Source organism: Neobacillus sp. SuZ13 (assembly GCF_030123365.1).
GTDB lineage: Bacteria > Bacillota > Bacilli > Bacillales > Cytobacillaceae > Neobacillus.
In genome coordinates, this window is the sequence record NZ_CP126107.1 from 3,229,683 (window position 1) to 3,242,497 (window position 12,815).

General features: G+C 36.8%; 11 protein-coding genes and 1 pseudogene. 5 read left to right on the forward strand and 7 right to left on the reverse strand.

Features of this window, described 5'->3' with window-relative positions:
- Positions 1–55: 55 nt before the first annotated feature.
- A complete protein-coding gene (locus tag QNH17_RS15890; protein ID WP_283873451.1) occupies positions 56–541 on the reverse strand; it encodes a hypothetical protein in 486 nt (161 codons plus the stop codon).
- Between the two features lie 362 nt (positions 542–903).
- Between QNH17_RS15890 and QNH17_RS15895 the strand changes: the two genes are divergently transcribed.
- The 5 genes from QNH17_RS15895 (at position 904) to QNH17_RS15915 (ending at position 6,041) form a co-directional block, all read left to right on the forward strand.
- Entirely contained in the window at positions 904–1,803 is a 900-nt protein-coding gene (locus tag QNH17_RS15895; protein WP_283873452.1) for a putative selenate ABC transporter substrate-binding protein, read from the forward strand.
- 14 nt (positions 1,804–1,817) lie between these two features.
- Positions 1,818–2,570 (forward strand): phosphonate ABC transporter ATP-binding protein, encoded by a 753-nt coding sequence (locus tag QNH17_RS15900; RefSeq protein ID WP_283873454.1) that lies wholly within the window; start codon positions 1,818–1,820, stop codon positions 2,568–2,570.
- 1 nt (position 2,571) lies between these two features.
- Positions 2,572–4,209 (forward strand): PhnE/PtxC family ABC transporter permease, encoded by a 1,638-nt coding sequence (locus tag QNH17_RS15905; protein WP_283873456.1) that lies wholly within the window; start codon positions 2,572–2,574, stop codon positions 4,207–4,209.
- 257 nt (positions 4,210–4,466) lie between these two features.
- The gene (locus QNH17_RS15910) at positions 4,467–5,639 is read left to right on the forward strand and encodes an MFS transporter (RefSeq protein WP_283873458.1); all 1,173 of its coding nucleotides are present in this window, start codon (positions 4,467–4,469) and stop codon (positions 5,637–5,639) included.
- Between the two features lie 72 nt (positions 5,640–5,711).
- On the forward strand, positions 5,712–6,041 hold the full coding sequence (locus QNH17_RS15915; RefSeq protein ID WP_283873459.1) for a hypothetical protein: 330 nt from the start codon (positions 5,712–5,714) through the stop codon (positions 6,039–6,041).
- A 63-nt stretch (positions 6,042–6,104) separates the two neighbouring features.
- Here the strand turns inward: QNH17_RS15915 and QNH17_RS15920 are convergent, their stop codons facing one another.
- The 6 genes and pseudogenes from QNH17_RS15920 to tuaG form a co-directional block, all read right to left on the reverse strand.
- Entirely contained in the window at positions 6,105–6,956 is an 852-nt protein-coding gene (locus tag QNH17_RS15920; RefSeq protein WP_283873461.1) for a D-alanyl-D-alanine carboxypeptidase family protein, read from the reverse strand.
- A gap of 219 nt (positions 6,957–7,175) precedes the next feature.
- The gene (locus tag QNH17_RS15925) at positions 7,176–7,550 is read right to left on the reverse strand and encodes a DnaJ family domain-containing protein (protein WP_283873462.1); all 375 of its coding nucleotides are present in this window, start codon (positions 7,548–7,550) and stop codon (positions 7,176–7,178) included.
- Positions 7,551–7,720: 170 nt separating this feature from the next.
- Positions 7,721–8,389, reverse strand: a pseudogene (locus QNH17_RS15930) (GMC oxidoreductase); the annotation flags it as partial.
- A gap of 260 nt (positions 8,390–8,649) precedes the next feature.
- Complete coding sequence (locus QNH17_RS15935) at positions 8,650–9,735, reverse strand: BMP family lipoprotein (protein WP_283873463.1); 1,086 nt, start codon at positions 9,733–9,735, stop codon at positions 8,650–8,652.
- A gap of 1,147 nt (positions 9,736–10,882) precedes the next feature.
- Positions 10,883–12,049, reverse strand: a complete 1,167-nt coding sequence (gene tuaH, locus QNH17_RS15940) for a teichuronic acid biosynthesis protein TuaH (protein ID WP_283873464.1) — start codon at positions 12,047–12,049, stop codon at positions 10,883–10,885.
- A gap of 6 nt (positions 12,050–12,055) precedes the next feature.
- Positions 12,056–12,814 (reverse strand): teichuronic acid biosynthesis protein TuaG, encoded by a 759-nt coding sequence (tuaG, locus tag QNH17_RS15945; protein WP_283873465.1) that lies wholly within the window; start codon positions 12,812–12,814, stop codon positions 12,056–12,058.
- Position 12,815: the final 1 nt, after the last annotated feature.

The following is a 12,815-nucleotide window of genomic DNA, read 5'->3' on the forward strand; positions in this document are numbered from 1 at the left end:
TTCATAAATAAATTCTCCAATATGAAAAGAGCCACGAATGCGGCTCATTAAGTATTCATTCATGTATTTTTGAAGAGTTATAAGCATTCTTTTCTAATTTGCTAATCCACTTATAATAACCTAATAAAATCAGTAGTAAAATTGGATCAAGAATGGCAGCATGCCACATTTTCCACCATCCATAGTGGAAAAATCCCCACGGAGCAGGCAGCAAGGTGATGGCCTCATAAATCAAAATCACAATGACAAAAATGATAATATACATGGTCTTCTTTATGATTTTTGATTTAATCGGATACCAATTTAAAAATATCATATTAACTGGGGGCACTAGAAATATATGTGGAAGCAATCCCTCCCAATCAATTTCCTTATCAAAATACCAGTATCCATGGTACTTGAATTCAACAAAAACATCGAACAATACTTGGAAAGCGATTGTAAATGTCCATATATGGACAATTTGATTACCAGTTAGCCTTTTATTTTTCTTAAAAGCAAAATAATTAAATGAAATAATGGCAATTAATAATCCAATCATATTTAATTCCTTTTTCTTAATATTTTGCCCAGATCATTAGGAATATTATTCAATGTAAAAATATTCACGAATCCTTTATATCTACTTTAATGAATATTATCACAGGCCAATTAATTCACGACAGCGTCGGGTGGAATGTTGAAGAATTGTCACAAATAAGAGCTATTTCAAAACCCCTGCTTCCTTTCAGGGGTTTTTCTTGATATCACTAGGTTTATCTAGTGTTTTCGTTTGTTTTTCTTATCGGGAAAATCGATTATTAATGATAGTTTAAATCGATTTAATGAATTTATTAATAATAAACAATTACGTATAATTCTAAAAGTACAGAGAATCTAGATAAAAACTAAGGTGGAATTATTGTGAAAAAATGGCTTTCATCTCTTATTCTTGTTATGATTGTATTTTCATTAGCAGCTTGTGGACAAAGTAATGAAAAAACAAGTGAAGGAAAGAAAGAAACGACAACAAAAGAAGTGTTTAAAATTGGGGCCATCCCTGACCAAAATGCTGCAGATTTAGATAAAGGTATGACAGCTGTTGCGAAGTATCTTAGTGAAAAGACGGGAATGAAAGTTGAATTTGTACCGTCAGTAGATTACGCAGCACTTGTAACTGGTTTCCAACGAGGTGAAATTCATATGGCGTGGTTTGGCGGTTTAACAAGTGTACAGGCAAGAAATCTTGTTCCTGACGCTGAATCAATTGTTCAACGACCTCGTGACGCTGAGTTTCATTCTGTCTTTATTACCCAGTCTTCTGAAAATATCTCTAAGCTAGAAGATCTAAAAGGTAAATCTTTTACATTTGGCAGTGAAAGTTCCACTTCCGGCCACTTAATGCCAAGGTACTTTTTATCAGAAGCTGGAATCGATGCCAATAAAGATTTTGATGGCAAGCCAAACTTCTCTGGTTCACATGATACGACATATAAGTTAGTCGAATCAGGTGCCTTTAAAGCAGGCGCACTAAATGAAGCTGTTTGGGAAGCAGCTGTTAAAGAAGGCAAAGTGGATACGAAAAAAGTAAAAGTTTTCTATACTACTCCTGCTTACTATGACTATAACTGGACAATCAATAGTAATGTCGAAGATGTCTTTGGTAAAGGAACAAAACAAAAAGTAAAAGATGCCCTTCTATCCATTACTGGAGACCAAAAGGAAATTGCGGATTTATTCCAAACGGACAGCTTCGTCGAAACAAATAACGATAATTATAAAAAGATTGAACAAGTAGCGAAAGAGTTACAGATTATTAAGTAGTAGGTGTCGAAAAAATGTTTTCAAAAACAATGATTGAAGCAAAAAATATATCGAAACATTTTGAGGGGAAGATAGCTTTATCTTCCCTTTCTTTTTCTATTGGGCAAGGAGAATTGGTCGCATTAATTGGTCCAAGCGGAGCGGGTAAAACAACATTATTAAATTCCATTGCCGGCCTAATACCATTCCAAAACGGGGAACTACTGATCGATAGCCAACCGATATCATCCTTTAAAAAAGGCAAAATTTTTGCTAAAAAAATTGGTGTTATTCGCCAACAATTTGATTTAATTGGGTCGATAGCTGTCATTCATAATGTCTTGGCAGGACGTTTAGCTGATTGGGGTGTTTTAAAATCCCTCTTCTCGTTAATTGTACCTCAAGAAAAAGAAATTGCTCGGAAAGCACTGGATAGAGTTGGCCTTTCAGATAAGATATTTGAAATCACGTCCACTTTATCTGGAGGCGAGCAACAGCGTGTCGCAATGGCAAGATTAATGGTACAAAAACCGGAGGTAATCCTAGCCGATGAGCCCGTAGCCTCCCTTGACCCGGCACGGGCGGAAGATGTATTAGCCATGCTGATCAAAATCGTTTCAGAGCAAAAACAAACATTAATCGCGAGTTTACATTCCGTCGAATATGCTCGTAAATATTTTACGAGAATCATCGCCCTTAAAAATGGAGAAATCCTTTTTGACTTACCGACTGATAAAGTAACAGATGATTTGTTAGCAGAACTTTATCGGTTAAAGGGGCAAGGGTAAGATGTTGGGACGAAAATCAGTTTTCGGTATGTATAACCGCCTCCTTCTCACGTTACTTTTGGCAGCTGTATTCGTATGGAGTTTGTTTTCAATTCAATGGAATACCGACCTATTCCATGCTGGTGGAATACCGACGTTGTTGCAAATATTTGAAGGACTTATTCAACCTGACCTGTCTGCCGAGGTACTTATTAAGGGATTAGAATCTGCTTGGATAACTCTAGCATATGCTGTTGCCGGAATGTCACTTGCTATTATTTATTCATTAATCGTCGGTGTTCTTGCCTCTGGAACGTTAACCTCAAGCAAAGTTGCCCGGTTAACATCTAAACTATTTTTTAGGGGAATATTAGGGTTCACCCGTTCGATTCATGAGTTAATATGGGCTTGGCTTTTCGTTGCTGCCGTAGGTCTTTCCCCTTATGCAGCTATATTAGCCCTAGCGATTCCATATGGAGGAATCCTTGGTCGAATTTTTGCGGACATGTTAAATGATGTTCCTGAGCAGCCGATCACAGCATTAAAATCAGCGGGAGCATCCAAACTACAAATACTCTTTTATGGCTATTTTCCCTTGGTTTGGGCCGACATGATCAGTTATACGATGTACCGTTTTGAATGTGCCATTCGGTCTTCTGCCATTATGAGTTTTGTTGGACTTGGCGGTCTAGGCTACCAAATTCAATTATCCCTTGCTGATTTGAAATACGATCAAGTCTGGTCATATGTTTTTTTTCTGATTGCACTTGTCATATTCGTAGATATTTGGAGTAATTTCGTTCGTAAAGGATTAACAGAGCGGAAACGCCGAAAGGGATTCAGTCCTGGTTGGCTATCTCTTCTCTTCACCCTGTTTTTAGTGGTTTGTTCATGGGGATTTATCACGGTCGCTGAGAATGCTCAATTATTTGAATTATTATCTGATAAGAACATTGAATATGCGAAAAAGTTCTTCGGTGGTCTGATCGGATTAAATGAAACTAACCCTGCTTTCTTCAACGCTGGCAGTTGGGCCGCTGCTCTGAAACTCACGCTTGAAACATTGGAAATGAGTATTATGGCGATTGGGTTTGCGACCATCGCTGCTTTCTTAACGGTGATACCAGCAGCAAGAAATATAGCTAATGGGGGGTTAACTTCTTCAAAGAAGTGGTACAACTGGGTTCTTTATGGAATTGTCCGGATCATCTATATCTTCTCTCGTTCTGTCCCTGAGTTAGTTTGGGCCATGATGATTATTTTTATTTTTAAACCAGGGTTATTACCTGGGGCGATTGCTCTGGCACTCCACAACTTCGGGATACTCGGTAAACTCTGGGCTGAAGTGATTGAGGATATGGATCGCCGGCCAATTAGGAATTTAGCATCTGCAGGTGCATCGAAAATTCAGATTTTTTTCTACGGTATTCTGCCTACGGTGTTACCACGGTTTCTCACTTATATTCTTTATCGCTGGGAAGTCATTATGAGAACAACCATTGTAGTTGGTTTCGTCGGTGCTGGCGGACTTGGAATGGAGTTTAAGCTGGCAATGAGCTATTTCCAATATACCGAGATTACTTTGTTACTACTTTGTTATATGATTCTCGTCATTATCGCTGACTTTGCATCAGAAAGCACGAGAAAGGCAGTTAAATAGCTAAAAAACACCGTTCTGCTAGTGGAATGGTGTTTTTTTTTGCTCATTAATTGGTATGCTATCAACTGCTAGCATATTGCTGAATCCACGCTATCTTTTGACTAACTATGTGATAATAGAAGCATTGCATACTATTTCCATGCAAGGAAATAATTGATGCAAGAGACTTGTTTTTCTATCAACATTTCCATTATCCTATTGATAGGAAGAAGTTAGTATAACTACGACTTTAAAAGTCATCTAGGAGTGAAAATTCTTTGCATTCAAAGTCCGCTTTACCGATTTTATTTATAGTAATGTTCTTGGTTATGGTGGGATTTGGAATTATCATTCCAGTTTTACCTTTCTATGCCGAAGAAATTGGGGCGAACCCAACCGAACTAGGTTTACTTATGGCGGTGTATTCGCTTATGCAGCTCATTTTCGCTCCAATGTGGGGACAAGTTTCCGATCGAATTGGGCGAAAGCCAGTGATGATGATTGGAATTGCTGGACTTGGTATCTCCTTTCTTATTCAAGCATTATCGACAGAGCTTTGGATGTTATTTGCGGCCAGAATTATTGGTGGGATTCTTTCCTCTGCCAATATGCCCACCGCAATGGCATATGTTGCGGATATCACCACCGAAGAGAATCGCGGCAAAGGAATGGGGATTATCGGTGCAGCAACGGGCTTAGGCTTTGTTTTCGGTCCAGCAATCGGTGGTATATTTTCAAAATTCAGCTTGAATATGCCCTTTTATCTTGCTTGTGGTTCTTCTTTCATCACCTTGATTCTTGTTTTCCTTTTGCTCAAAGAATCAAAACAGAAAAACGAAGCGGTTACGAAAAAAAAGCCCTCATTTTGGAAGGCGCTTAGCGGGGCTGTATCCGTTCTATATCTAGTGCAATTATTAATTTCTTTATCCCTTTCTGGTTTAGAAGCAACCTTTGCCTACTTTGCTGCTAAAAAGGCAGATTTGGATGCCACTCAACTGGGGTATATTTTTATGATCATGGGATTTGGAAGTGCGATTGTCCAGGGTGGTCTAGTTGGCAGATTGACAAAGAAACACGGGGAGAGGATGGTTATCCAGTCGGGTATCATTGTTTCTGCACTTGGATTTGTATTGATTTTATTGGTGAATAGTTTTGCCACTGCAGCCCTTTTTCTAACCATCTTTGGTTTAGGAAATGGAGTAATTCGTCCAAGTGTCTCTTCACTAATTACGAAAACGTCAAGCGCAGGTTACGGAAGTTCAACGGGCCTATTATCTTCCTTTGACTCTCTTGGCCGAATTATTGGCCCTCCACTTGGTGGATGGTTGTTTTCACTGGCCATCGGGCTCCCTTATATTTCTGGTGCAATTATTTCTGTAGCGGCATTTATTCTATTTTTACTTTTTCGACCGCAAATCGCTTCTGTAAAATCAACAAATATACATAATTAAACAATAGGTATATGTTTTTAGGACATGCATAAAATGGGTTACGAGGATGTAAGTGAAAAAGGAGCCCATTTTATGAAATTAAAAACCTTTATTAGTATTTTTTGCTTATTGGTCACCTTGGGTTTTGCAGCGTATCTAGATTCACCGTACTCATTTATTAATAAAGACGTTACTTATTCAGCCGACCAACCTGTGATGGCACAGCCTGTAGAAGTTGAGCCTTCAAGCGATATTCCAGTTTTGGAGGAAAAACTAGAGAAAATCGAAAAAGTGGATGGCTATATCGTAGAAACGTACCAGGAGTACGAGGTTTACAAAGACAAAGATGGTAATGTAATAAAAAGTGAGCCGACAGGTAAAATTGACACTCTACAATATTGGAATGACCAAGAACAACATTAAGACCGCTGACAAAGCGGTCTTTTTTATACTGTCCGATGATTCCTTTTAAGCAGGTCTTCTCCACTACCTCGCTTCCGGAACCTGGTTTGCTGATTTCATATGGGCGAATGAGTAGTTTGCCATGGTTTGAATATCACTGTATTTTGACTGTTTATCGGTTTTCATAACAACCGAGATAACTTCCTTATTTCCTTGTTTTAAATATTCCATTAGTGTATGTTGAGCCGCATTTGTAAACCCTGGTTTACCAGTAATCGAGTGACGGATCCTTTGAAATTTAAATAGATTACTAATTGTCTTTTCTTTCTTGCTTGTTTTAATCATTGTCGTTCGTGTAGTCATAACCTTTAGGACATTGGGATGTTTAATTGCTTCTTTTGTGATGATAGCCATATCATAGGGAGTTGTGTAATGGTTTGGATCATGAAGCCCATTTGGTGTAACAAAATGAGTATTTTTAAGGCCCAATGTTTTGACCTTCTGATTCATAAGCTCGGAAAATCCTTCTTCGCTTCCAGCTACGTTCTCAGCAATCGTTACGGCGACATCATTCGCACTTAACAATAATAATGCCTTCATTGCGTCTTGCTTCGATAGTATTTCGCCTTCTGTAAGCCCCAAACAGAGGCATTCTTGATTTGCCGCATGAGAGCTAACCTTTAACAATTCTTCATCTTTCATTTGTTCATCTAAAATTGTAGCCGTTAACACTTTAGTCATACTCGCAGGATACGCTTTTGAATGAGCATTTTTATTGTAAAGAATCTCGCCTGTTGTTGCATCTATGGCAACTCCAAACTCACCCACAATATTGGGGGGCTCTGTCCCATTAGCACTGACCCTATATGATACCATTCCAGCTAAAAGAAAAAGCACTAACAATGGTGTTATCACGATCTTCCTGATGTCATCCATATTGTATGTACCTCCATTTTTTTCACCCTTTAACTACTTGCATTTATTTTGTTCCATTATTAGCAGAAATACCAAATAAAAAAACTGATAGCGTAAAGCCATCAGCCCGGAAAAATACAAGTAGTAAAAAAAATTAGAAAAAAACTCAAAGAAGTTTTATATGAGGAGAAACTTATTTTTGAGGATTCATTTTCGCAGATTTGTGGTGCTAGCAATTTCTTATTTCATTTTTCCATAAATTTTCTCTGCATAACTACCAAAACGCACATTGGTATTTTTTCTTCTTTGTTCCATCATTTTTTCAAACTGAAGCTGTTTTCGTGTTAATTTTTCTTGTAACCTGTTGATTTCATCGTCATCTGTGGCAGCAGAAATCAGATCATTTAAGGTAATTAATTCTTTCCGTAAATCGACTTGATCTGAAATGTAGCCTGCATTCTTAAGCATCCTGTAACCCATTTTCACGTCAGCGCTCATCCCTGGAAGATCATCCTTTAGATCCATTGGCTTTCCCATTCCAGGCAGATTATCAAATTCCCCATTTTTTATCGCTTCTTTTATCTTATCTTCGGCGATTCTTGAAAATAAGTCCATGAGATTCCTCCTTTTTGTTTCTATTTTACCCTATTCGGATGTTTTAAAGTATGACCAAACAAAAATCTGAACGAATAGGTTCACTTTAAATATTTATTTCTATAAAACGAACAGATGTTTTGTAGTAGAATTTACCTGTTTCATCGAAAGAAATCTAAAAAGTGGTAAATTCAGTTCAAATACTTTTGTATACCCTCAGCTGCCCTATAAGCTAAAGCACCAACTGTGTTTATAGGGTTGTAACCAGAGTTTTGTGCAAATGCACTTGCTCCTGGAACAAATACGTTTTCGCAATCCCACATTTGTAGATAGTTATTAAGTGCACTAGTTTCTGGATCTGCACCCATAATAACTCCACCAGTGTTATGAGTAGACTGATAGTTACGAATATCATAATCTTTGATATCGGCTCCACCCATATTGATTTCTTTTGCACCTATCTGTTTCATAATTTTAGCAGATTTCTCACCCATAAACTTCATTAGGTTTCGATCTTGATCTTTCCAGTTAAACGTCATACGAAGTACTGGATCACCGAATGCATCTTTAGAAGTAAGGTCTAGATCAATATAGTTATCTTGCTATGGAAATGATGCACCTTGTGCTTTTATTAATAAAGCACGGTTAGCATTGTGAACGGACGAATCTTTGAACTCTTTACCCCAAGAAGGAACATGATGAGGTACATTGTTATTAGCAATAGGACGATCTCCTAATTGCGTAATGTGAATTGTAGCACCGTGTAAGAAGTCTAAACCGCTTTGATCGAAGAAATCACCATTGAAATCATCGAGTTGAGCACCTAATGCACCAGCACCGCCATAAAGATTGAATTCTTTTCGTATACCAGGGTCCTAAAAAGGCCTTCCGGAGTTATTTCAGGTGGAGATGTGACGGTTGTAGCTAAATGGCTGTCAGAGAAAAAGTAACACCTTCTTCTTAAAAGGACATAGAAAAAGCAATGCCTTTACCCTTTATTTGGGTATATTGCATTGCTTTTTGTTTTGCTCAGCCGTTTTTACAGATGCATTAGACTAAATTATTTTCTTGTAATCAAGGAATTAGATGCTAATCAAATCAGCTACATTCTTAGCCTTTATTATTTAGGGCTGAATGTTTTTAATTCAGCAAGAGTTCCAGGAACTTTTAAAGCTCCAGACTTAATTTTACCTATCCAATCAGTAACAGCTTTATCAATAGCATCTTTATTTTTAGCCTTAGCATTAATAGGAGATAAACCTACACCATTTTCAGTTAATCCGTAAAGTATATTTTTCCCACCAGGGAAATTACCATTTTGTGCTTTTTGAGCAGTATCTTGTACGGCTACGTCAACACGCTTAAGAGCAGATGTAAGAACAACATCAGGACCCATGTCGTTTTGGTCACGGTCTACACCAATAGCCCAAATTTCACGGTTGGGGTCTTTTTTCTTTAAATCCACTGCTTCTTTGAATAACCCATTACCAGTGCCTCCAGCTGCGTGGAAGATTACATCCGCCCCAGTAGAATACATTTTAGAAGCAATATTTTGACCAACCTCTGATTTGTCAAAAGCACCAGCATATTGAACATCAACTTTTACAGAAGGTTTTGCAGCTTTTATACCGGCTAAGAAACCCGCTTGGAAACGTTCAATTACAGCATTTTCCATACCTCCGATAAAGCCAATATGATCAGTCTTCGTTGTTAGTGCTGCTGCAACCCCAGCAAGGAAAGCTGCTTCTTGCTCTTTAAAAAGAATACTTGCAACATTTGGCTCTTTAACTTCAGAATCAATAATAGCAAATTTATGATCCTTTTGTTGTTTTGCAACCTCATCTACTGCACTTTGCATTAAGAATCCTATACCAAATACTAAATCAAAACCTTGACGTGCAAGGGTATTTAAATTTGTCACATAATCAGCATCAGAAGTGGATTGAAGATAATCATATCCACCTTTACCTTTAGTCAAATTGTTATCTTTGCCAAAAGCTTGAAGACCTTCCCAAGCAGATTGGTTAAATGATTTGTCATCAATACCTCCAATATCAGTAACCATTCCTACTGAGAATCCTTTTGCTTTGTTTCCACCAGTAGGTGTATTGTTTTTTGTGTTGTTAGTATTTTTTCCGCATGCACCTAAAAGCGTTCCAGCTGCAAGCAAAAGCGATATTGCAATACCCATTTTACGCTTTTCCAAGTTATTATACCCCCTAAATCATTTTGTTAGATTTTTAGTACAATTCCATTTTTATAATCATAAAAAAACACTGGTACATCAAAACACTAAACTTGTCCGCTCTACTATAGTATACGAACATAGAAAAGATTCATCCGTTTCTCCACTTTTTTGCTTAAAGATACCCGTAAAAATAGTATGACAAAATTTTTTTAAGGGTATTCGTAGTGCCAATTTAATTGTATTACTTTCGTAACTTTAATCCATATTAAGTACATACCAAGGACCCCTATGAAATCTTGGTAATGATTAAATCCATTCTTGTACGCTCAGGAATGGATTTTTTATGTTCTTTATACTTTTTCTAGATTTACAATATGGTTAAAAGGACATTAAGTTACAAACGGTAAGGCTTCAATTAAGATCGAAATTAAAATGGAATTCATCTGTAAAAAGGTACAGATTGGTCGACTACTTCTGCGCCTAAAGAAGAATATGTTTTTAGAGGATATTAAAAGAGCCACCGAATTTTCGGTGGCTCTATCTGCCTATAAAAAAGTAGTAAATTTAAATTACTGCTCCAAGAACAAGCGCTATTTGAGGAATGGTGCTTTCCCATGAAGGATAAATTGGGTTTTATTTTATAGACTTCGGCGGAAAATCGGACAAACGGGTTCTCACCCTTCTTTTGCCCTTATTATGGTATAAATTTTAATAAAGAACCCATAAAAATGTATTTGGAACTAGTACTAAACAGCCGACACTTTCTATAAAATAAAAAAAACAATACTTTACAAAAGGTTAACATCCATTCAACTATTTCTTAGTATTTACTGGATAAAATGTAACTATAGCAATTCCTAATCAATGGTTCATTTTAATAAGTAATTTTCAAATTGGGAGGTAGTTGTATGAATAATTTTCTAAATATTCTGTTTTTGTTTTTTATTTCAGCAGCCTTTATTCGGATTTTTTATTACTCTTTTTTTAAATCAAAATCTAATAGACATTGAGAGGTTATTTTGCGGTAGATGTATCTTTTCATTTAATCACATTCACCTAAATTTCCGCAGCTTTGCCATATCCATGCCTTACACCACTGATTAATAAACAAAAAAAGAAACCCTTTTGGGCCTCTTTGGTTGAAAACTTACTAGGTTGTTCTAAACTAAACTAATAAAAACATGTCCTCAAATACTTCGTTCCAATTTTTTGATTTAGCAAGTTTCTTTCGCCTGCTAATAAGAATTTCATCATTTATAGTACCTTCTAATTGTTCGCATATCTTAATAAATTGGTTCGTATTATTGGTGTCTAAATGAGCATAAATAGATTCCTCAGCATATTTTTTCGTAGAGGGCAAATGCATGCCAAGAACCGACTTCCCCGCTGCCAAAAACTCAAATAACTTTAATGGAAAGACAGCTTGATTATATTGAGAGGATTTGTATGGCATGATTCCTATATCAATTAAGTTCATATATTTGGGGACATCGCAAGGTGCGACACTCCCAGTCCATATAACATTCCTCTCAGTTAATAATTCTTTAAATTTTGGATGATCATTCGTACCATCTGGACCTACAAATAGAAAAAGCCACTCTCGTTTTTTTTGTGCTACTTCCTTAATTAAATCAAAATCTAACTTTGGTTTAATTCCTCCAATAAATCCTAAAACCGTTCCGTCAAAATTATCAGGCAGAATATTCGTCATTTGTGTTAGATTTTTAGCAAACATATCAAATTCTACCCCATTTTCAAAGGTGAACACCTTTTCCTTCGAACCTACCTTTTCTACTACTCTCGTACTTAGATATTCAGAGGTACATGTGATCTTATCTGCCCTTTGAATAATTCGATTTTCTGCTCTGGATATGATGTTCTTTCTAAAATTTGCTATGATTGAGGTTTTCCCATTGATCGGAGAAGTCCATAAATCACTGCAATCATAAATAACTGTATTCCAAGAAAAGCTGTCTGAAAGTAATGGGAATCCAGGAAAAGTATACCATAAATTAACAGTATACTTTTCCTGAGCTTCTTTTAAATATTGAAATAATGGCTGCAGCTTAGTTTTATGAAATTGATCAATATAGCGTCCAAACCGAAACACTTTATGTGGTAATACATCTTGAATCGTCCATTGTTTTATTCCATTTGACAATCTAGTGAACGGCTCCTTTTTTTGTGTCGGCGTCGGACATAACCAGATGACCTCTTTTGTTTCAGGATGATTCTGTAGGAATTCAGCAAGCCGGTGTCTTCGGTACCGTAACTGGTCCTGTGCCCACTCCCCTGTTGCCACCATGATATGGATACTCTTCATTTGTCCCATCCCTTTTTATATTCTTTTTAGTACAGCATGAAAGGCATAATGAGAAAAACACCAAAAAGCTTTCATAACATTTAGCTTTTCAACTTTACGATACACAAACCAATTCATCTTTGCTGCTTTCCACTTGTTTCTTGAAATAGATGGATTTCCTATTCGGTACTCCGCTAAATTTTCATTTAATCCGTATGCATTGATCCCTTTTTTTAATATGGAAAGCCAGGTAGCTAAATCCTGTCTTGTTCGTATGTTAGGCATCTGAATATCGCCTGCCATCTCTCGATCAATCATGACTGTTAAGCATCCAATAATCGTATTCTTTAACATATCATTGTAGGAAATTTGCTCGGGGGCAGATATCTGTTTATTTAACAGTACTCCCTCATTGGTTACTAATTCATAACCGGTAAATGTAAAAGCAAATTTGTTAGTTTGCATGAAAGAAAGTTGTTTTTGTAATTTTTCTGGTTTCCAGCAATCATCACTATCAAGAAATGCTACATATCTGCCCTTTGCATGCTGTAAAGCTGTGTTTCGGGCAACAGCTGCCCCGCCATTCTGAGTTAAATAAATGACATGTATTCTATCATCTTCTTTATTAAAACGTTCTAATATATCGGGTGTATTATCAGAAGAACAATCATCGACTATAATCATTTCCCAGTTTTGATAGGTTTGCTTTCTTACAGAATTGATTGTCTGCTCGATAAATAAACTTGCATTATATGAAGGTGTTATTATCGAGATCAGTGGCTGCTGTGGGCTCATA